The organism is Tardiphaga sp. 866_E4_N1_4 (assembly GCF_052076075.1).
Classification (GTDB): Bacteria; Pseudomonadota; Alphaproteobacteria; order Rhizobiales; family Xanthobacteraceae; genus Tardiphaga; species Tardiphaga robiniae.
In genome coordinates, this window is sequence record NZ_CP197242.1 from 1,308,755 (window position 1) to 1,326,791 (window position 18,037).

General features: G+C 61.6%; 22 protein-coding genes. 7 read left to right on the forward strand and 15 right to left on the reverse strand.

Annotated elements, in window-relative coordinates:
* Position 1 precedes the first annotated feature (1 nt).
* The 8 genes from AB8B20_RS06550 to AB8B20_RS06585 all read right to left on the reverse strand — a co-directional run bounded on the left by AB8B20_RS06550 (position 2) and on the right by AB8B20_RS06585 (position 7,834).
* Positions 2 to 1,018, reverse strand: coding sequence for an inorganic phosphate transporter (locus AB8B20_RS06550; protein ID WP_089263901.1), 1,017 nt, complete (start codon positions 1,016 to 1,018; stop codon positions 2 to 4).
* Between the two features lie 14 nt (positions 1,019 to 1,032).
* Positions 1,033 to 1,677 carry a DUF47 domain-containing protein gene (locus tag AB8B20_RS06555; protein ID WP_089264630.1) on the reverse strand — a complete coding sequence of 215 codons (645 nt, stop codon included), beginning with the start codon at positions 1,675 to 1,677 and terminating at the stop codon, positions 1,033 to 1,035.
* Positions 1,678 to 1,876: 199 nt separating this feature from the next.
* Positions 1,877 to 2,845 carry a branched-chain amino acid ABC transporter permease gene (locus AB8B20_RS06560; RefSeq protein WP_439072054.1) on the reverse strand — a complete coding sequence of 323 codons (969 nt, stop codon included), beginning with the start codon at positions 2,843 to 2,845 and terminating at the stop codon, positions 1,877 to 1,879.
* A 1-nt stretch (position 2,846) separates the two neighbouring features.
* Positions 2,847 to 3,722, reverse strand: a complete 876-nt coding sequence (locus AB8B20_RS06565) for a branched-chain amino acid ABC transporter permease (protein WP_089263899.1) — start codon at positions 3,720 to 3,722, stop codon at positions 2,847 to 2,849.
* Between the two features lie 66 nt (positions 3,723 to 3,788).
* Entirely contained in the window at positions 3,789 to 5,009 is a 1,221-nt protein-coding gene (locus tag AB8B20_RS06570; protein WP_089263898.1) for an ABC transporter substrate-binding protein, read from the reverse strand.
* Between the two features lie 37 nt (positions 5,010 to 5,046).
* Positions 5,047 to 6,270, reverse strand: coding sequence for an ABC transporter substrate-binding protein (locus AB8B20_RS06575; protein WP_089263897.1), 1,224 nt, complete (start codon positions 6,268 to 6,270; stop codon positions 5,047 to 5,049).
* A 69-nt stretch (positions 6,271 to 6,339) separates the two neighbouring features.
* Positions 6,340 to 7,086, reverse strand: coding sequence for an ABC transporter ATP-binding protein (locus tag AB8B20_RS06580; protein WP_089263896.1), 747 nt, complete (start codon positions 7,084 to 7,086; stop codon positions 6,340 to 6,342).
* Positions 7,079 to 7,834 carry an ABC transporter ATP-binding protein gene (locus tag AB8B20_RS06585; RefSeq protein WP_089263895.1) on the reverse strand — a complete coding sequence of 252 codons (756 nt, stop codon included), beginning with the start codon at positions 7,832 to 7,834 and terminating at the stop codon, positions 7,079 to 7,081. Before AB8B20_RS06585 ends, AB8B20_RS06580 begins: the two co-directional genes overlap by 8 nt.
* Positions 7,835 to 8,238: 404 nt before the next feature.
* On the opposite strand from AB8B20_RS06585, the gene AB8B20_RS06590 reads away from it, so the two are divergent.
* On the forward strand, positions 8,239 to 8,841 hold the full coding sequence (locus tag AB8B20_RS06590; RefSeq protein WP_120292245.1) for a hypothetical protein: 603 nt from the start codon (positions 8,239 to 8,241) through the stop codon (positions 8,839 to 8,841).
* A gap of 3 nt (positions 8,842 to 8,844) precedes the next feature.
* On the opposite strand, the gene AB8B20_RS06595 is transcribed toward AB8B20_RS06590, so the two are convergent.
* Both AB8B20_RS06595 and AB8B20_RS06600 read right to left on the reverse strand, forming a co-directional pair.
* Positions 8,845 to 9,192: an ArsC family reductase gene (locus tag AB8B20_RS06595; protein WP_120292243.1), complete on the reverse strand. Its 348-nt coding sequence runs from the start codon at positions 9,190 to 9,192 to the stop codon at positions 8,845 to 8,847.
* A gap of 143 nt (positions 9,193 to 9,335) precedes the next feature.
* Positions 9,336 to 9,911: a DUF308 domain-containing protein gene (locus tag AB8B20_RS06600; protein ID WP_439072055.1), complete on the reverse strand. Its 576-nt coding sequence runs from the start codon at positions 9,909 to 9,911 to the stop codon at positions 9,336 to 9,338.
* Between the two features lie 180 nt (positions 9,912 to 10,091).
* Here AB8B20_RS06600 and AB8B20_RS06605 point away from each other — a divergent pair, with 180 nt between their 5' ends.
* The 3 genes from AB8B20_RS06605 to AB8B20_RS06615 all read left to right on the forward strand — a co-directional run bounded on the left by AB8B20_RS06605 (position 10,092) and on the right by AB8B20_RS06615 (position 11,352).
* Positions 10,092 to 10,565 (forward strand): MarR family winged helix-turn-helix transcriptional regulator, encoded by a 474-nt coding sequence (locus AB8B20_RS06605; RefSeq protein ID WP_439072056.1) that lies wholly within the window; start codon positions 10,092 to 10,094, stop codon positions 10,563 to 10,565.
* 72 nt (positions 10,566 to 10,637) lie between these two features.
* Positions 10,638 to 10,796, forward strand: coding sequence for a DUF5993 family protein (locus AB8B20_RS06610; protein ID WP_439072057.1), 159 nt, complete (start codon positions 10,638 to 10,640; stop codon positions 10,794 to 10,796).
* Between the two features lie 7 nt (positions 10,797 to 10,803).
* Positions 10,804 to 11,352, forward strand: coding sequence for a disulfide bond formation protein B (locus AB8B20_RS06615; protein ID WP_439072058.1), 549 nt, complete (start codon positions 10,804 to 10,806; stop codon positions 11,350 to 11,352).
* 54 nt (positions 11,353 to 11,406) lie between these two features.
* Here AB8B20_RS06615 and AB8B20_RS06620 read toward each other — a convergent pair whose 3' ends face one another.
* Positions 11,407 to 12,321, reverse strand: a complete 915-nt coding sequence (locus tag AB8B20_RS06620) for a hypothetical protein (protein WP_439072059.1) — start codon at positions 12,319 to 12,321, stop codon at positions 11,407 to 11,409.
* A gap of 140 nt (positions 12,322 to 12,461) precedes the next feature.
* On the opposite strand from AB8B20_RS06620, the gene AB8B20_RS06625 reads away from it, so the two are divergent.
* Entirely contained in the window at positions 12,462 to 13,124 is a 663-nt protein-coding gene (locus AB8B20_RS06625; protein ID WP_439072060.1) for an HD domain-containing protein, read from the forward strand.
* A 9-nt stretch (positions 13,125 to 13,133) separates the two neighbouring features.
* Here AB8B20_RS06625 and AB8B20_RS06630 read toward each other — a convergent pair whose 3' ends face one another.
* Positions 13,134 to 13,640, reverse strand: a complete 507-nt coding sequence (locus tag AB8B20_RS06630; protein ID WP_439072061.1) for a cytochrome P460 family protein — start codon at positions 13,638 to 13,640, stop codon at positions 13,134 to 13,136.
* A gap of 12 nt (positions 13,641 to 13,652) precedes the next feature.
* Positions 13,653 to 14,720 (reverse strand): alpha/beta fold hydrolase, encoded by a 1,068-nt coding sequence (locus tag AB8B20_RS06635; RefSeq protein WP_439072062.1) that lies wholly within the window; start codon positions 14,718 to 14,720, stop codon positions 13,653 to 13,655.
* A 192-nt stretch (positions 14,721 to 14,912) separates the two neighbouring features.
* On the opposite strand from AB8B20_RS06635, the gene AB8B20_RS06640 reads away from it, so the two are divergent.
* Together AB8B20_RS06640 and AB8B20_RS06645 are read left to right on the forward strand one after the other, a co-directional pair.
* Positions 14,913 to 16,493: a winged helix-turn-helix domain-containing tetratricopeptide repeat protein gene (locus tag AB8B20_RS06640; protein WP_439072063.1), complete on the forward strand. Its 1,581-nt coding sequence runs from the start codon at positions 14,913 to 14,915 to the stop codon at positions 16,491 to 16,493.
* Entirely contained in the window at positions 16,490 to 16,987 is a 498-nt protein-coding gene (locus AB8B20_RS06645; protein ID WP_439072064.1) for a peptide deformylase, read from the forward strand. Before AB8B20_RS06640 ends, AB8B20_RS06645 begins: the two co-directional genes overlap by 4 nt.
* 15 nt (positions 16,988 to 17,002) lie before the next feature.
* On the opposite strand, the gene AB8B20_RS06650 is transcribed toward AB8B20_RS06645, so the two are convergent.
* Together AB8B20_RS06650 and AB8B20_RS06655 are read right to left on the reverse strand one after the other, a co-directional pair.
* Positions 17,003 to 17,293 (reverse strand): hypothetical protein, encoded by a 291-nt coding sequence (locus tag AB8B20_RS06650; RefSeq protein ID WP_439072065.1) that lies wholly within the window; start codon positions 17,291 to 17,293, stop codon positions 17,003 to 17,005.
* Positions 17,286 to 18,035 (reverse strand): DUF899 domain-containing protein, encoded by a 750-nt coding sequence (locus tag AB8B20_RS06655; RefSeq protein ID WP_439072066.1) that lies wholly within the window; start codon positions 18,033 to 18,035, stop codon positions 17,286 to 17,288. Before AB8B20_RS06655 ends, AB8B20_RS06650 begins: the two co-directional genes overlap by 8 nt.
* Positions 18,036 to 18,037: the final 2 nt, after the last annotated feature.

An 18,037-nucleotide genomic window follows, 5' to 3' on the forward strand; every position in this document is an offset into this window, starting at 1 on the left:
GTCAGATAAAGCTCAGATGCAGCAGCTTCACGATCCACCAGGTCGCGGCGGCGACGATTGCCGCGGCCGGGATCGTGATCACCCAGGCATAGACGATCGAACTTGCCACGTTCCAGCGCACCGCCGACACACGCCGCGCCGCACCGACGCCGACGATCGCGCCGGTGATGGTATGCGTGGTCGAGACGGGAACGCCGAGGAACGTCGCCGCGAATAGCGTCGCCGCACCGCCGGTCTCGGCGCAGAACCCCTGCATCGGCGTGAGCTTGGTGATGCGCAGGCCCATGGTGCGGACGATGCGCCAGCCGCCCATCAGCGTGCCCAGCGCCATCGCCGCCTGACATGACAGCACGACCCAGAACGGCACGGAAAACTCGGTGCCGAGATGGCCCTGCGAGTACAGCAGCACAGCGATGATGCCCATGGTCTTCTGCGCGTCGTTGCCGCCATGGCCGAGCGAATACAACGATGCCGAGACGAATTGCAGAATGCGGAAGGCGCGGTCCACGGCGAAGGGCGTCGAGCGCACTGAGGCCCACGACACGATAGCCACCAGCACCAGCGCCAGCAGGAAGCCCACCAGCGGCGACAGCACGATCGCCAGCAGCGCCTTGGACAGTCCGGTCCACAAGGCCGCAGAGAGACCTGCCTTGGCGACACCTGCCCCGAGCAAACCACCGATCAGCGCATGCGACGAGCTCGAGGGAATGCCGAGGCCCCAGGTGATCACGTTCCAGACGATGGCGCCCATCAGCGCGGCGAAGATCACCGCGGGATCGATGACGCTGGGCTCGATGATCCCGGTGCCGATGGTGTTGGCGACATGCAGACCGAACACCAGGAAGGCGATGAAGTTGAAGAACGCCGCCCACAGCACCGCATATTGCGGCCGCAGCACGCGCGTCGAGACGATCGTCGCGATCGAATTGGCAGCGTCATGCAAACCGTTGAGAAAGTCGAACAGCAATGCGATGGCGATGAGGCCGATCAGCACCGGAAAGGCGAGCGTGGCGTCCACCTGATGGCCCTGCCTTATACTTGTTCGATGACGATGCTGTTGATCTCGTTCGCGACGTCGTCGAAGCGGTCGGCCACCTTTTCAAGGTGCTTGTAGATCTCGGCGCCGACCACGAAATCCATGGTGTTGGCGTCACGATGCTTGAGAAAAAGCTCCTTGAGCCCGATGTCGTGCAGATCGTCGACGCGGCCTTCGAGCTTGCCGACCTCCTCGGTGATCGCGGTGAGCAGGCCGACATTGTCGCCGATGGCGCTCATCAGCGGCACGGCGCGACCGACAAGGTTGGCACACTCCACCAGCAGCGTGCCGATTTCGCGCATCGGCGGCTCGAACTGGCGTACCTCGAACAGCATCACCGCTTTCGCCGTCTGCTGCATCTGGTCGATGGAATCATCCATCGCCGTGATGAGGTTCTTGATGTCGACGCGATCGAACGGCGTGATGAAAGTGCGGCGAACGGCGGTCAGCACCTCGCGGGTGATGGCGTCGGCGTCGTTCTCGAACTGGTTGACGCGCTGACAGTAGACTGGCGTCTCGTCGCCGCCTTCCAGCATCCCCGCAAGCGCCTTGGAGCCCTCGACCACGGTCACTGAATGGCGGGCGAACAGGTCGAAAAACCTTTCCTCCCGGGGCAGAAAGGACCGGAACCAACGCAGCATCATCTCATCCAACTGTCAGGAAAACGCAGCGACCGGACCGCCAGATGGCGGACATGGTCCCGCGGGGCCGCCGCCGGGCGGCCCTGTGTCACACGGATGTCATAAAGCATTTCCGGCCAAGACGGGCAATCGCGCACCTTTTAGGCCCGATCATCCACCGCTTTATGACAGCCTGCTTTTCCTGAGGCAGTGCCTGGATTTAGAGCGACCGCTTGAAGTAATGCGCGATTTCACCGATGACGCCGCGGCGGAAGGTCAGCACGCAGACCACAAAGATCACGCCCTGGATCACCGTCACCCACTGGCCGAAGCCGGCTAGATATTGCTGCATGGCAATGATCACGAAGGCGCCCACCACCGGCCCGAACAGCGTGCCGAGGCCGCCGACCAGCGTGATCAGCACGATTTCGCCGGACATGCTCCAGTGCACGTCGGTGAGCGAAGCGTTCTGCGCCACAAACACCTTCAGCGCGCCGGCGAAACCGGCCAGCGTGCCGGACAGGATATAGGCCAGCAGCTTGTATTGATCGGTCTTGTAGCCCAGCGACACCGCACGCGGCTCGTTCTCACGGATCGCCTTGAGCACCTCGCCGAATGGCGAGTTGATGGCGCGGTAGATGATCAGGAAGCCCAGCGTGAAGCCGGCCAGGACCACGTAATACAGGGTGATCGGCTTCGAGAGATTGAACAGGCCGAACAGCGTGCCCTGCGGAATGCCCTGGATACCGTCTTCACCATGAGTGAACGGCGTCTGCAGATAAACGAAGTACAGGAGCTGCGACAGCGCCAGCGTGATCATGGCGAAGTAGATGCCCTGACGACGAATGGCGATCAGGCCGGTGACGACGCTGAGCGCAGCGGCGGCGACGACACCAACGACAATGCCCAACTCGGGCGTCAGGCCCCAGACCTTCAGCGCATGCGCCGTGCAGTAGCCTGCGGTGCCGAGGAACATCGCGTGGCCGAAGGACAGCAGACCGCCATAGCCGATCAGGAGGTTGAACGCACAGGCGAGTAGCGCGAAGCAGAGCGCCTGCATCACGAAGAACGGATAGACGCCAGTGAGCGGCACGACCAGCAACAGTGCGGTCATGATCGCAAAGGCGACCATCTCGTCTTTGACGGTGCGGCGGGGTGACGGAATGGCGTTTTCAGTGATCGTTGTCATATCAGGCAGCCCGTCCCGTCAGTCCGGAAGGTTTCACAAGGAGCACCAGCACCATCAGCACGAAGACGACAGTGTTGGAGGCCTCGGGGTAAAAATACTTGGTCAGACCCTCGATGATGCCGAGGGCGAAACCGGTGATGATGGAGCCCATGATCGAGCCCATGCCGCCGATCACGACGACCGCGAACACGACAATGATCAGGTCCGCACCCATCAGCGGGCGAACCTGGTTGATCGGCGCCGACAGCACGCCCGCGAGTGCCGCCAGACCGACGCCGAGCCCGTAGGTCAGCGTGATCATCAGCGGCACATTGATGCCGAAGGCGCGGACCAGCGTGGGGTTTTCGGTGGCAGCGCGCAGGTAAGCGCCGAGCCGCGTACGCTCGATCAGGAACCAGGTCGCGATACACACCACCAGCGAGAAGATAACGACCCAGCCGCGATAGATCGGCAGGAACATGAAGCCGAGATTCATACCGCCCTTGAGCGCATCCGGGATCGCGTAAGGCAGACCCGACGAGCCGAAATAATTCTGGAACACGCCCTGGATGATCAGCGCCAGACCGAATGTCAGCAGCAGGCCATAGAGATGGTCGAGATTGGCGATCCATTTCAGCATGGTGCGTTCCATCACCATGCCGAACAGGCCGACCGCCAGCGGCGCCAGGATCAGCGCCGGCCAGTAGCCGATGCCAGCCAGATTGAGCAGGAAGTATGCCGCAAACGCGCCCATCATATAGACGGCGCCATGGGCGAAATTGATGATGTTCAGCATGCCGAAGATCACGGCGAGACCGAGACTTAACAGCGCATAGAACGAGCCGTTGATGAGTCCGACCAGCAATTGCGCAGACAGGGCCTGTAGATTGATCGACATGTTGTTCTCAACTTTTATCGCAGGAAAGTCTTGGCCCGGCAGAGTGACGCCGCCGGGCCAACGATCTTATTTCTTCAGCAGCGCACAAGTGCTCTTCTCGATCGGTGTAAAGGCCTGATCGGCTGGCACTGTACCGGCAAGCTTGTAGAAATCCCACGGCGCCTTCGATTCCGACGGCTTCTTCACCTCGAACAGATAGCCCGGGTGAATCTTGCGGCCATTGGCTTCGATCTTGCCCTGCCCGAACAGCGGATCGTCGGTCGGCAATTCCTTCATCTTGGCAACGATCTTCGCGCCATCATGCGGATTGCTGCCGAGCGCTTCCAGCGCCTTGAAGTAGTGGATCAAGCCGGCATACACGCCCGCCTGCACCATCGACGGCGGAGCGCCGTTCTTCATGCGCGCTGCGAACTTCTTGGAGAAGTCGCGGGTCTTGTCGTTCAGGTCCCAGTAGAAAGTCTCGGTGAAGCTGAGGCCCTGTGCGGTTTCAAGACCGATCGCCTTGACGTCGGTGATGAACAGCAGCAACGCCGCGAGCTTCTGACCGCCCTTGGCGATGCCGAATTCAGCCGCCTGCTTGATCGAGTTGGTGGTGTCGCCGCCGGCATTGGCCAGACCGATGACCTTGGCCTTCGACGACTGCGCCTGCAGCAGGAAGGAGGAGAAGTCCGCGGTGTTGAGCGGATGCTTGACGCCGCCGACCACCTTGCCGCCCGAGGATTTGACGACTTCCGAGGTATCGCGCTCCAGTGCGGCACCGAAGGCGTAGTCGGCGGTGAGGAAGAACCAGCTGTCACCGCCGGCCTTGACCATCGCCTGCCCGGTCGAATGCGCGAGCATGTAGGTGTCGTAGGTCCAGTGCACGGTGTTCGGCGAACACTGCGCATTGGTGAGATCCGACGTCGCGGCGCCTGAATTGATGTAGACGCCGTTCTTCTCCTTGACGATGTTGTTCACCGCCAGTGCCACGCCGGAATTCGGCACGTCGACGATGGTGTCGACCTTGTCGACGTCGAACCACTGCCGCGCGATGTTGGAGCCGATATCCGGCTTGTTCTGGTGATCGCCGGAGATGATGTCGATCTTCCAGCCCTTGGCCATCAGACCGGAATCCTCCGCCGCCATCTGCGCAGCCAGGGTCGAGCCCGGGCCGCCGAGATCGGCGTAGAGACCGGACTGATCGCTGAGTGCGCCGATCTTGACAGTCTTGTCCTGGGCCATGACGACGCCCGCCATGGCCAGCGAAAGCGCCGTGCCGAGAAGTGCGGTTGAAATCTTGTTTTTCATGACTTCCTCTCAATAATTTGGACGACGGGCTTCTAAATCAGGTCTTCTTCAAAAGCGGACAAGCACTCTTGTCGAGCGGCGTGAAGGCCTGATCGGCAGGGATCGTCGCCACCAGCTTGTAGTAATCCCAGGGTCCCTTCGACTCCTCAGGCTTCTTGACCTCGAACAGATAGGCCGGGTGCAGCTTGCGGCCGTTCGGCTGAATCGTGCCCTTGCCGAAGATGATGTCGTCGGTCGGGGTCGCCTTCATCTTGTCGACGATCTTCAATCCGTCATGGGAGTTGCCGCCCATCGCGTCGAGGGTCTTGAAGTAGTGGATCAACGATGAGTAGACGCCAGCCTGCACCGTGGTCGGCATGGCCTTGTTCTTCGCGCGGTCCTGGAACCGCTTGGAGAATGCACGGGTACCGTCGTTGAGATCCCAATAGAAGGTCTCGGTCAGGTTCAGGCCGTTGGCAACCGGCAGACCGAGCGAATGGACGTCGGTGATGAACATCAGAAGGCCGGCCAGCTTCTGGCCACCCTTGACGATGCCGAATTCTGACGCCTGCTTGATCGAATTGATGGTGTCGCCGCCGGCATTGGCGAGGCCAATGACCTTGGCCTTGGATGTCTGTGCCTGCAGCAGGAACGACGAGAAGTCGGCGGTGTTGAGCGGCGGACGGACGCTGCCGAGCACCTTGCCGCCGACAGCGTTGACGGCGTTGGTGGTGTCGCGCTCGAGCGCCGTCCCGAAGGCGTAGTCCGCGGTCAGGAAGAACCAGGTATCGCCGCCGGACTTGGTCAGCGCCGTGCCGGTGCCGTTGGCGAGCTGATATGTGTCATAGGCCCAGTGAATGGTGTTGGGCGAGCACTGTGCATTGGACAGGTCCGACGTTCCCGAACCCGAATTCAGGTAGACGCCGTTCTTTTCCTTGACCACGTTGTTGACGGCGAGACCCACCGACGAGGTCGGCACGTCGACGACGACGTCGAGCTTGTCGCGATCGTACCACTGACGCACGATGTTGACGCCGATATCGGGCTTGTTCTGGTGATCTCCGACCAGCACGTCGATCTTCCAGCCCTTGGCGACCAGACCGGAGTCCTCGACCGCCATCTGCGCGGCAAGCACCGAGCCCTGCCCGGTGATATCGGCATAAAGGCCCGACTGGTCGTTCAGCACGCCGATCTTGGCGGTCTTGTCCTGGGCGAACGCAAGCGAGCTTGCGCTCATCATCAGCGCAAAACCCAGCAGCGACGTCGAAACGACTTTTTTCATTCTGTGCTCCCTACCCGTATTGATGGTTGTGTCTATCGTCGGACCGTTGGCTCGGTCCGTTATTCGATGTTAGACGCCGAGATACGTATGCAGCTTGTCCATATTCGCCGAGAGCTCGGAATTGGCGAAGCCATCGATGATCTTGCCGTGCTCGACGATGTAGTAGCGATCCGCCACCGTGGCAGCGAAACGGAAGTTCTGCTCGACCAGCAGGATGGTGAAGCCCTCCGACTTCAGCCGCGCAATGGTGTGGCCGATCTGCTGGATGATGACAGGTGCGAGACCTTCGGTCGGCTCGTCCAGCATCAGGAAGCGCGCGCCGGTGCGCAGAATGCGCCCGATCGCCAGCATCTGCTGCTCACCGCCGGAGAGTTTTGTCCCCTGGCTGTTGAGACGCTCTTTCAGGTTTGGAAACAGCTCGAAGATCTGATCCAAAGACAACCCGCCCGGCCGGATCGTCGGCGGCAGCATCAGATTCTCTTTCACGTCGAGGCTGGAGAAGATGCCGCGTTCTTCCGGACAGAATGCGATGCCCTGCTTCGCGATCTTGTCGGACGAGGTCTTGATGATCTCGTTGCCTTCGAACTTTATCGAGCCGGTGCGCTTGCCGATGATGCCCATGATGGATTTCAGCGTCGTGGTCTTGCCGGCGCCGTTGCGACCGAGCAGCGTGACGACTTCGCCCGGCTTCACGTTGAAATTGATGCCGTGAAGAATGTGCGACTCGCCATACCAGGCTTCGAGATTCTCGATGCTGAGAATTGGATTGCCAGTTGCTGCAGTCGTTGCCGGTGCGGCCATTGTGATCTCAGCCATGCCCGGCTCCCAGATAAGCTTCCTTGACGCGCTCGTCCTTGGTCAGATCGGCATAGCTGCCTTCCGCAAGAACCTTTCCGCGAGTCAGAACGGTAATGATGTCCGATAGGTTCGACACGACACTGAGGTTATGTTCGACCATCAGGATGGTGTACTTCGCCGAGATGCGCTTGATCAGCGCTGCGATCTTGTCGATGTCCTCATGGCCCATGCCGGCCATCGGCTCGTCGAGCAGCATCATCTCGGGATCGAGCGCCAGCGTGGTGGCGATCTCCAATGCCCGCTTGCGGCCATAAGGCATTTCCACCGCGGGCGTATTTGCGAATTCGCTGAGGCCGACATCGTCGAGCAGTTCGGCGGCGCGTTGATTGTATTGATCCAGCACGCTCTTGGACCGCCAGAAGTCAAACGACGATCCATGCTGACGCTGCAGTGCAACACGGACATTTTCCAGCGCCGTCAGATGCGGAAACACCGCGGAGATCTGAAACGAACGTACCAGGCCAAGGCGCGCCACGTCGGCAGGCGCCGTCGCGGTGATATCCTTGCCCTTGTAGAAAATCTGGCCGGCGGACGGCTGCATGAACTTGGTCAGCAGATTGAAACACGTCGTCTTGCCGGCGCCGTTAGGGCCGATCAATGCGTGAATGGTGCCGCGGCGAACTTTGAGACTGACATCGCGGACTGCGAAAAAGCCCGCAAATTCCTTGGTCAATCCGTTGGTTTCGAGAATGAACTCATCGGTCAAGCAAATTTCCCCCATCGACCTTCCCGGCGTGTGTCTCCGCCAGTGGCCAACTTTTTGCGCAGCCGCATTTCGGGGAAAACTGAAAGTCATCCCCGCGCGGCCACATCGAGTGGCGCGAATATGCCGTCAACGCGACGGCGAACGCAAGGTGCAATGCGGCAGAATTGGGTGGACTGCCTGTCGCACCGACTTCGCCCTTAGTCGTAGGCAGTTAGCCCCCTGCGCATGCAGAAAGCAGAGTCCGCCTGCGACCGGTCCACCGTGCAGAACGCACCATCTGTTTGCGCCGCAAGGAGCTTTGAAAATCGCTCGTTAATTGTATTGCGAGGCGACTTCCCGCGTTCATTGATTATTTGCTTGCTGTACTCATACTACCCTCGATCGATATCAGGGGGATCGTTGCCGTGGACTTCCAGAGCGCCGACGCGTCCGTGGTGAAGTCCATTCGGCAGCGCGATCTGCTGAACTGCTGGCTACGGCTCTATGCGCCGCAACAGGCCCTGCCCGATATCGCCAACTATCGCCCGGATCGGATGGACGACGAACGTCCTGATCTCGTCGACTACATTGTTAATCACAGCACGGCACCGCCGCGGCTCATCATCGACAGCAACGGCACCCGCATGGCGAGCGCCTATGGTACCACCGGCAAGGGCCGCTATCTCGACGACTATCTCGGTCCGATCCTCGGTCCTGTCGTGCTGCCGGCCTATCATGAATGTATCGCACGCGAGTTGCCGACTTACACCGTCTCGATGATCGACGATGTCAACGGTCGTGTTGTCGCCTATGAGCGGATGCTGATGCCGTTCTCATCAGGCAATGGCGTCACCCATATCATCGCGTCGCTCAAGACGATCAGCGAGGACGGTGGATTCGAAATCAAAAATCTGATGCGCGGCCATCACAGCGTGCCGGTGCCGAAACTCCGCGCGGTGATCGATCGCAGCCTGTCCTATCGTGCACCGCACCGGCTCGCGGCCGGCGACGTCGTCGAGATCGACTGATCGCTATTTTACGTCTTTTGCGTAAATCTCCGGCTTGAAGCCAACCACAAGCTTGCCGCCAAGATCGAGCACAGGCCGCTTGATCATCGAGGGCTGCTCGAGCATCAGCGCGATTGCCTTGCTCTCGTTCAGACCTTCCTTGGCAGCGTCATCCAGCTTGCGAAACGTGGTGCCGGCGCGATTGAGCAGCGTCTCCCAGCCGACCTCCTTGGCCCAGCGCTGCAGCCGCGCCTTGTCGATGCCTTCGGCCTTGTAGTCATGGAAGCTGTAGGCGACGCCATGGCTGTCGAGCCAGACGCGCGCTTTCTTCATCGTATCGCAATTCTTGATACCGTAGATGGTGATGGCCATGAGATGTCGCCGTGCCTGCCAGGAGTGATCGTCGTTCTGACCTGACTAGCAGATCAGGCAGCAGCGGCTGACAGCAAATCCGCGATCATCCACAGAGGCGGCCGATGATGCTGGGGCCGGCATCATCGGTTTATCCTCAGATCTCAGGCCGTACGCCCGCGGTTCGCGAAGATCAACCACAGCGCCGACACCAGGAAATAGAAGGCGCCGAAACCGGCATAGGGTGCGACGTCCACGATTGTCGGCACTGTGGCGCCGCCCGCCTGCTTGACAAAGAACAGGCCGGCCGCGGTCGACTGCGCGCCGCTCAGGATCATCGCCCACTGCGCACCGAATGCGCGCCAGCGTCGAACGCCGGTCACGAGTTGCGCGAGGCCCGCCAATGCCGCCCAGACGCCGAACACCGCGAGTACGGCATTCATCCCCGTGCGCAAGGCGATGGCCACGGCCAGTGCGGCAATGAGGCTCACCCCCACATTCAGCGCCTGCGAGGGATTGGCCAGCAAGCCGCCGCTGCCCTGGGCATCGAACCAGTTCGCAAGTGCATCCCAGGCGGGGTAACTGACCAGCAGGATGGCGGCGGCCCCGGGCGACGAGACGCCAACGGTGAAGGCGGCTGCCACCCAAGCTGCCGCGACGATACCGCGAACGAGGTAATAACGTGCGAGGTCTCCGCTCGCTACGGCCGGCAGGCTGGCGGTTCCGTGTGGGGCGGTCATGCTGGTCTCCATCGAAGCTTGGGCCGGGCGCTCTCCACCGGGCTGGCGGAAGAACCTCTGTCATATTGCATATTGCGATAACTAATATCGCGATATGTTTATTGACGGGATATCTTCGCCTTGTCCAGATTTATTTATCGCGATATACGTTATTGTGATATTGACGTGAGGAGAATTGCCGTGGTGCCCGCCGACATTCCGCTGGATCACCAGCTCTGTTTTTCGCTCTACAGCGCCAGCATGGCCATCGGCCGCGCCTACAAGCCGCTGCTCGACGCGCTCGAGATCACTTACCCGCAATATCTCGTGCTGAGCACATTGTGGGAGGGCGGCGCGCAGAGCGTCGGCGGCATCGCCGACCGGCTGGCGCTGGAATCGAGCACGGTCACGCCGCTGGTGAAGCGGCTCGAGCAGGCCGGCTTCGTCGCGCGCAAGCGCAATCCGGACGATGAGCGGCAGGTCGTTGTCAGCCTCACGGCCAAAGGCACGGCGCTGCGCGAGAAGGCACGCTGCCTTGGCGAGACGTTGTTCGCCGCAGCCGGCATGACGCCAGAACGGTTGATCGCCCTGAACAGCGAGGTCCATGCCTTTCGCGATGCCGTGGCCAACTACACCGGCAAGACAGGTGCGACCGTGGCGGAGACTGCCGACTGACGCAGATGACACGCGACAGGGCGCCAGCGAATCTGTCGTAAGATACCGGACCCATTCAGCGCCGGAGCGACCATGGAATTCACCGCACTTTTCCTGGCGATCGTCATCACAATGCTCGTTGCATGGTATGGCAGCCGCAGCCTCGCATTCTCTCTGTTCGCCGTTGTGCTGATCGCCTGCGTCGCGACCTTCCTGCACCACGCCACCGACGCGCTGAAACTGTCGTTCTGAGGCCATCATGACCTCGCAGCGCGCTATCGCCCTCAACGTCCTCGCACTCTACGCCCTCGCCGCGCTGCTGGCGGCCGCCTCTGCCGCGCAGTTCATTTTGGGCGAACTGCCCTGTCCGCTATGCCTGCTGCAGCGGATCATGTTCGCGCTGCTCGCCATCGGCCCGATCCTCAACATTCGCTTCGGCCCGCGCCCCAGCCACTATGCGCTATCACTGCTCGCCGCCGTGGTCGGCGCCATCGTCTCGACGCGGCAGGTGCTGCTGCACATCATGCCCGGCGATCCCGGCTTCGGCACCGCGCTGTTCGGCTATCACTACTACACCTGGGCACTGATCGGCTTCATCGCAGCCATCATTCTGTTGTCGCTAGTGCTGCTGTTCGACCGGCAATTCGAGAAGACCCCCGCTGCTCACTCGGCGCCCAGTGTCATCGCGCATGTTGCCGTCTGGCTCGTGATCGGCCTGACGGCTGCGAACGTCGCCTCGACCTTGCTCGAATGCGGCTTCAAGGCCTGCGCGGATGATCCGGTAGTGTATGAGCTGCTGAAGCGATAGCGGCGTCGTTCCCCGCGGGTGCGAGCGACCTTACAAATGCGTTGAGCTGGCACGTCAGGACGACCAACCCGCATTGTCGTAAATCTCTCCGAACGTCTGAACCGCGATACAGTTGACTCCCATCGACTCCAAGAAAAAGAGCTTTCCGGCCTGCCTGTCGTCAGACAGATCGTTTTTGTAAACATACCAAGCTGGATGAAAGCGCTCGCGAAACTTCTTGAAGTACTTGGCACGCTCAATCAGAAGCCAGCGCAGAAAGACTTCGTTTTCTTCAAGAGCCAAACCAAAGATGAGCAAGGGCTTATTGAATACAACATGAATCCAGGTATTCGCACCTGCCCAAATGCGACGATCCTTTGCTCCGAAGAGAGGGGTGGCGCCGCTGCGATGAAGCCAAGTCCGGGCTCGCTGAACCGACCCCATATAGTGGCTAAGTCCCAAGCGAATGCTTCGCTTGTATTTTACCATTCCGTTAATGTGCCAAACGCCGAAAGAAGCGCACGGATCAGTGATAGCTGTTTGGCTAAAGTGACACTCCCACGGGTAGTAGCTCGTAAATTTCGGATTTTGCGGACGCCAGAACTGTGCATTGACGGCATCGCTCAACACTTGATCGAAGTTCGTCGTGAGCACTGGAGTGCAGTGTCGTACTGCCCAGTTCATGATCTTCCGGTGATGTGGGAGTACATCCCAACCGTCCAGGAGCGCACAAAATTGCTCCTGCAGAGCACCGATCTTACTCCCAGACAAGAGCTCCAGCACATCATAAAATTCTGTAAGCGTCGTGCCAGGTGGCACCTCAACAAGCCCGGGCGAGCACTCTTGAGCAATCTCGACGAGCAGCTGATCCCAGGAATTTACACGTTTCGATTCTACGTATCGGTGGATGCCGTTTCCGATGATCAGAGCCAAATTATCGCTGCTCTGCTCAAGCAAGGCGCTAAGGCTGTTGACGGGGTTATTGGCCACAATTCCTCATGATGCTGCTTCGGCGATAAAACGGCATACACACTCAGCCTTGCCGCCTGAGTTCTACCCGTTCGCAATCCGAATCTAATGACATCAAAACACGCTTGGCAACGCCCGGCGGCCAATCTAACAACGACGCCATGACTGAGATCACCGGTATCACTGCCGCCTTCGCTCCGTTCGAAACGCTGGCGTCGTCGCTTCTACATCACGTCAAGACCGATGACGGGTCGCATGACGTCGCGCATCTGGCGCGTGTCTGGTCCAACGTCCGCACCATCCAGGACGTCGAGGGCGGAGATGCCGAAATCCTGGCGGCAGCGACGCTGCTGCACGACTGCGTCGCCGTCGAGAAGAGCTCACCGCTCCGCGCCAGTGCCTCGCGCCTCGCTGCCGAACACGCGGTGACGCTGCTCGCCCCGTTCGGCTGGACGACCGACCGGCTGGACCGCGTCGCCCATGCCATCGCGGCGCATAGTTTCTCGGCCAAGATCACGCCCGAGACGATCGAGGCGCAGATCCTGCAGGATGCGGATCGGCTGGACGCCATCGGTGCCATCGGCATCGCGCGCTGTTTCTACACCGCCGGGCGGATGCAATCCTTCCTATATGATGCCGAAGACCCTGCCGCCCGCCATCGCGCCCTCGACGACCGCAATTTTGCGATCGACCATCTGCCGGCGAAACTGCTGACGCTCGCGGACGGCTTCAACACCGCCACCGGCCGACGCATGGCGCAGGAACGCCACGCGCGGACCGAGGCTTTCCTGACGGCGTTTCTGGCCGAAGTCGGCGTTTCGTGAAATGGGCGCTTACGGCGCCCACTTCGTGAACACGTAGTCCCGCTCCTTCACGCGTGCCTCGTGACACGCAAAGCAGGTTTCGTGCTGCGCCTGATCCACCGGCTTGCCGTCGATGAAGCGGCCGAAGCCCCAGCCGCCTGACGCGGGGTATTTCTTCGAATCCTTCACCATGACCTGAACCGTGGTCGCGGCGCCGGGGATCGAGGCAGATTCGAATTCAGGCGATTGGGTGTGCTTCCAGGCGAGTTTCACCAGCACCGTGCCATCGGGGAACGGCAGCTTGCCATCCCGATAGGCCTTGACCGCGATGTCGTTGCCGACCACCGCGCGCAGCTCATTCAGAGGCTCGGCCTCCTGCGCCGGCGCGATCAGCTCCCATTTGCGGTAGTCATCCGGAAGCGCGACGCCATAGATCGGCGACAAGTTTTCCGGATTGGCGGTATTGGCGGCAAGGGCCGCCACCACCCCGGATGACACCACACCTGCCGCGAGGCTCGCTGCAAGAATCCATCGCATCGCGGATCTCCCTCAGCGTGCCATCGCGTCGGCGTCGATGATGGCCTGGGCGAATTCACGCGGTGCTTCCTGCGGCAGGTTGTGACCGATGCCGCCATTCACCGTGCGATGCTCGTATTTGCCAGTGAACTTCTTCGCATAGGCCTTGGGATCGGGATGCGGCGCGCCATTGGCGTCGCCTTCCATGGTGATGGTCGGCACCGAAATCACCGGCCCCTGCGCCAGCCGCTTCTCCAGCTCGTCATATTTCGCCTCGCCCTGGGCGAGTTCGAGCCGCCAGCGATAGTTATGGATGGTGATGGCGACGTGATCGGGATTCTCGAATGCCTTGGCCGAGCGGTCATAGGTGGCGTCGTCGAAATTCCACTTCGGCGAGGCCAGCTTCCAGATCAGCTTGGCGAAGTCGTGCCGGTACTTGTCATAGCCCAGCCGGCCACGCTCCGTGGTGAAGTAGAACTGGTACCACCATTCCAGTTCCGCCTTCGGCGGCAGCGGCATGCGGTTGCCCTCTTGGCTGCCGATCAGGTAGCCGCTGACGGCGACCAGCGCCTTGACGCGCTCCGGCCAGATCGCAGCGAGAATGTCGGCCGTGCGGCCACCCCAGTCGTAGCCGCCGACAACCGCCTTCTCGATCTTCAATGCGTCCATGAACGCGACGATGTCGGTCGCCAGCGCCGCCGGCTGGCCATTGCGCACCGTCGTGTCGGAGAGGAAGCGCGTGCCGCCATACCCGCGCAGATACGGGATGATGACGCGATAGCCGGCCGAGGCCAGCAGCGGCGCGACATCCACATAGCTGTAGATGTCATAGGGCCAGCCGTGCAGCAGCAGCACAACGGGGCCGTTGGCCGGGCCGTCCTCGGCATAGGCGACGCTGAGGTCGCCGGCATTGATCTGCTTCAGCGGCTTGAACGAGGTGTGCGTACCGCGCTTGATGGCCGGGAGCTGCTTGCCGGCCTTGGCGGCCTGCGCCGCGGCGGAGCCGATGCCGCCGAACTGAGCCGCGGCGATGCCCATGAGCGCCGCGCCCAGCAGACTGCGGCGGTTGAAGTGGCTGATGTCGCGCTTGTCATTCGTCATGGTGCAGATCCTCCGAGCAATGACGGTTGAGGCCGTCGATGTGCGGACCATGCCGCGGTACCGGCATCCTCGCTTGAAGATTTCTCCGATTTTCTCTTGAGAAGGCCATGATTTATCGTTGAGACGGGGTGTGCTAGGGGACGCTCCTGCGCACAAGGCCTTGGCGCGACAACAGGTATTGGATCCCCTATCTTGCTGTTCCGGTTCGGCGAATTCGTCCTCGACACTGACCGGCGGGAGCTACGGCGGGGCACGGACACGGTGGCGGCGGAGCCGCAGGTGTTCGATGTGCTGGAATTCCTGATCCGCGCGCGGGACAAGGTCGTCAGCCGTGACGATCTGCTGGCCGAAGTCTGGCATGGCCGCATCGTGTCCGAGGCGACGCTCAGCAGCCGGGTCAACGCGGCCCGCACGGCCATCGGCGACAATGGCGAGCAGCAGCGGCTGATCCGCACTTTACCGCGGAAGGGGTTTCGCTTCGTCGGCGAGGTCATCGAACAGACCGACAGCCCCTCTCCGCCCGTGGTGACAACGCCCGCAACTGCACTCCTGCCCGCTACCGCCGATCCCGCAGGTCTGTCGATCGCGGTGCTGCCCTTCACCAATATGAGCGTCGACCCCGAGCAGGATTATTTCGGCGATGGTATCGCCGAGGAGATCATCACGGCGCTGTCGCGCTGCAGCGGGCTGTTCGTGATCGCGCGCAACTCGTCCTTCACCTACAAGTCCAAGCCGGTCGACATCCGCGAGGTCGGCCGCACGCTTGGCGTCAACTACGTGCTCGAAGGCAGCGTCCGCCGTGCCGGCGAGCGGCTGCGCATCATCGCGCAATTGATCGACGCCCGTTCCGGTGCGCATCTATGGGCCGACAAATTCGACGGCGATCGCAGCGATGTATTCGACCTGCAGGACCGCATCACCGAACAAGCCGTCGCCGCCATCGAGCCGACGCTACGCATCGCTGAAATCGAACGGCGCAGGCACAGCCGTCCGAACAAGCCCGATGCCTACGACCTGCTGCTGCGCGCCTCCGGCTACCAACACGATTTCACGCCCGAAAGCATGACCGCGGCGCTGGATTGCCTACGTCAGGCTCTGGCCATCGATCCGACTTACGCGCCCGCGATGGCAGCAGCGGCCTATTGCCATGCGCAGCGACACTTCCAGGGCTGGATCACCCCGGGCGATACCCATCGCGGCGAAGGCCTGGCACTCGCACAGCGCGCCATTGAGCGGATGCCGAACGATCCGCAGATCCTCTGGATGGCTGCGTTTGCGATCTGGAATCTGGCAGAGACGCAGACCGCCAAGGACGCGGCCATTGAGCTGTTCAGCCGCTCCCTCGCGATCAATCCAAACTCCGCCACTGCACTTGCACTGGCCGGATGGATCGAGACCATGCGCGGACAGCAGCAGGCCGGCCGCGCTCTGCTCGATCGCGCACGACGTTTGAACCCGCTGGATCCGCACGGCTGGTTCGTCTCCGGTGCGCTGGCCATCGCCGCGATCATCGACGAGAACTATCCCGAAGCGATCAACTGGGCCGACAAGGCGCTGCTGCAGAATCGGCGTTTCGCCGTCGCACTCCGCGCGCTCGCCGTGGCGCTCGTGAAAACCGGCGCGCACGAACGCGCCGCACAGGTGGTCGAGGAACTGCTCACCATCGAACCGGAGCTGACAGTCTCCGCCTTCTTTGCGCGCATCCCGGTCCCCGTCGAATCCATGGCGAAGACCTATGCGGATGCGCTGAAGGCCGCGGGGCTGCCGGAATGACCATCCGCCCTATCGTCCGCTATCCCGACCTGCGCCTCACGCAGCCGGCCGCTGATGTCACCGTGTTCGACGATGTGCTGCGCGCGCTCGCTGACGATCTGCGCGACACCATGCATGCCGCCCCCGGCATCGGCATCACCGCGCCGCATATCGGCGTGCTGCTGCGCGTGGTCGTGCTCGATCTCGATCCCGTCAATGGCGCCCACACCTACGTCAATCCGGAGATCGCATGGGCCTCGCCCGAACTGATCATGCATCAGGAAGGCAGTGTCTCGATGCCCGGTGTGAATGACGACATCCAGCGCCACGCCCGCGTACGGATCAGCTATCAGGATCTCGACGGCAATACGCAGCTCGAAGAGTCCGACGGCCTGCGTGCGGTTTGCCACCAGCACGAGATCGACCAGCTGAACGGCATGTTCTGGATCCAGCGCCTGTCGCGCCTCAAGCGCGAGCGGCTGATCAAGCGGTTCGAGAAGTTGTCGCGCGCCTGAAGCGCGCGACAGCCGTCACGTCCGCCGCTGCGATTGGCGGCATCGGCCGGATATCAGCCTGAGCCAGGGCACGGTATGGAACAAACTCATCAGGGCATACATCACCACCATTCCACTCCACGGCGATGAATGCGAGGTTGAACAGAGCAGGTCCGGCGAACTGCTATCGAGCACACCCGTCAGCAGCGCCATCAGTGCGAAGGCCGGTGCGGCCGCAAGGCATAGCCAGTCGGCGGCCGGCGCAAGGCTACCCATTTTCCAGCGATAGGCCTTCGCGCGATCGACGTCATCGATAGCGCTACTCATCGGTCTTCCGGAACGTCGCCTCTCCGGCGGCCGAGACCTCGACCCATTTCTTGTCGGGTGCAGCGCCGGCGACATAGTTGTCGTGCCAGTTCCACCATTTGTAGGTCGGAGTCTGCGGATAGCCTTCGGGCGAGTCCTCCCAGACCTCCTGGCGGCCGAGCGGCGTCGCGTCGAGATAGCTCCAGGTGGTCCCCATCGCCTCGTCGCCGCGGCTGTTGATGAAATAGGTGCGGAACACGCGATCGCCGTCGCGGAAGAATACGTTGTGGCCGTGCCACTCGTCGACACCGAAGTCGGCGTCGAAACTGTCTGTGATTGTGACCCACGGCATCTCCCAATCCATCCGCGCCTTCAGGCGTGCGATGTCCGCCTGCGGCGCCCGCGAGGCATAGACGAGCGTAGTATCGCGGGCATTCAGATGCGCGAGGTGGGCGACCTGGTCGGCCCCCAGGGAACAGCCGCGGCAGGCGTGATCGGGCCAGCCGAACACGCCGGGTTCGAAGAAGGCGCGGTAGACGATCAACTGGCGGCGGCCGTCGAACAGGTCGAGCAAGCTGGCTGTGCCGCCCGGCCCCTCGAACGCATAGGCCTTATCCACTTCCATCCACGGCATCCGCCGGCGCTCGGCAGCGAGCGCGTCGCGCGCGCGCATCACAGCCTTCTCCTTCGAGAGCATGTCCGTTCGCGCTGCCTCCCATGCCTGCGGTGATACAATCGGTGGTGTTTTCATCGGTTCCGTCATGG

Excerpts from the sequence above, each read along its gene's own strand:
- AB8B20_RS06650 (WP_439072065.1), bottom strand. The coding sequence starts at position 17,293 with ATGAGTAGCGCTATCGATGACGTCGATCGCGCGAAGGCCTATCGCTGG.
- AB8B20_RS06615 (WP_439072058.1), top strand. The coding sequence starts at position 10,804 with ATGACCTCGCAGCGCGCTATCGCCCTCAACGTCCTCGCACTCTACGCC.
- AB8B20_RS06565 (WP_089263899.1), bottom strand. The coding sequence starts at position 3,722 with ATGTCGATCAATCTACAGGCCCTGTCTGCGCAATTGCTGGTCGGACTC.
- AB8B20_RS06635 (WP_439072062.1), bottom strand. The coding sequence starts at position 14,720 with ATGACGAATGACAAGCGCGACATCAGCCACTTCAACCGCCGCAGTCTG.
- AB8B20_RS06595 (WP_120292243.1), bottom strand. The coding sequence starts at position 9,192 with ATGGCCATCACCATCTACGGTATCAAGAATTGCGATACGATGAAGAAA.
- AB8B20_RS06610 (WP_439072057.1), top strand. The coding sequence starts at position 10,638 with ATGGAATTCACCGCACTTTTCCTGGCGATCGTCATCACAATGCTCGTT.
- AB8B20_RS06645 (WP_439072064.1), top strand. The coding sequence starts at position 16,490 with ATGACCATCCGCCCTATCGTCCGCTATCCCGACCTGCGCCTCACGCAG.
- AB8B20_RS06625 (WP_439072060.1), top strand. The coding sequence starts at position 12,462 with ATGACTGAGATCACCGGTATCACTGCCGCCTTCGCTCCGTTCGAAACG.
- AB8B20_RS06570 (WP_089263898.1), bottom strand. The coding sequence starts at position 5,009 with ATGAAAAACAAGATTTCAACCGCACTTCTCGGCACGGCGCTTTCGCTG.
- AB8B20_RS06580 (WP_089263896.1), bottom strand. The coding sequence starts at position 7,086 with ATGGCTGAGATCACAATGGCCGCACCGGCAACGACTGCAGCAACTGGC.
- AB8B20_RS06575 (WP_089263897.1), bottom strand. The coding sequence starts at position 6,270 with ATGAAAAAAGTCGTTTCGACGTCGCTGCTGGGTTTTGCGCTGATGATG.
- AB8B20_RS06600 (WP_439072055.1), bottom strand. The coding sequence starts at position 9,911 with ATGACCGCCCCACACGGAACCGCCAGCCTGCCGGCCGTAGCGAGCGGA.
- AB8B20_RS06560 (WP_439072054.1), bottom strand. The coding sequence starts at position 2,845 with ATGACAACGATCACTGAAAACGCCATTCCGTCACCCCGCCGCACCGTC.
- AB8B20_RS06630 (WP_439072061.1), bottom strand. The coding sequence starts at position 13,640 with ATGCGATGGATTCTTGCAGCGAGCCTCGCGGCAGGTGTGGTGTCATCC.
- AB8B20_RS06655 (WP_439072066.1), bottom strand. The coding sequence starts at position 18,035 with ATGACGGAACCGATGAAAACACCACCGATTGTATCACCGCAGGCATGG.
- AB8B20_RS06555 (WP_089264630.1), bottom strand. The coding sequence starts at position 1,677 with ATGCTGCGTTGGTTCCGGTCCTTTCTGCCCCGGGAGGAAAGGTTTTTC.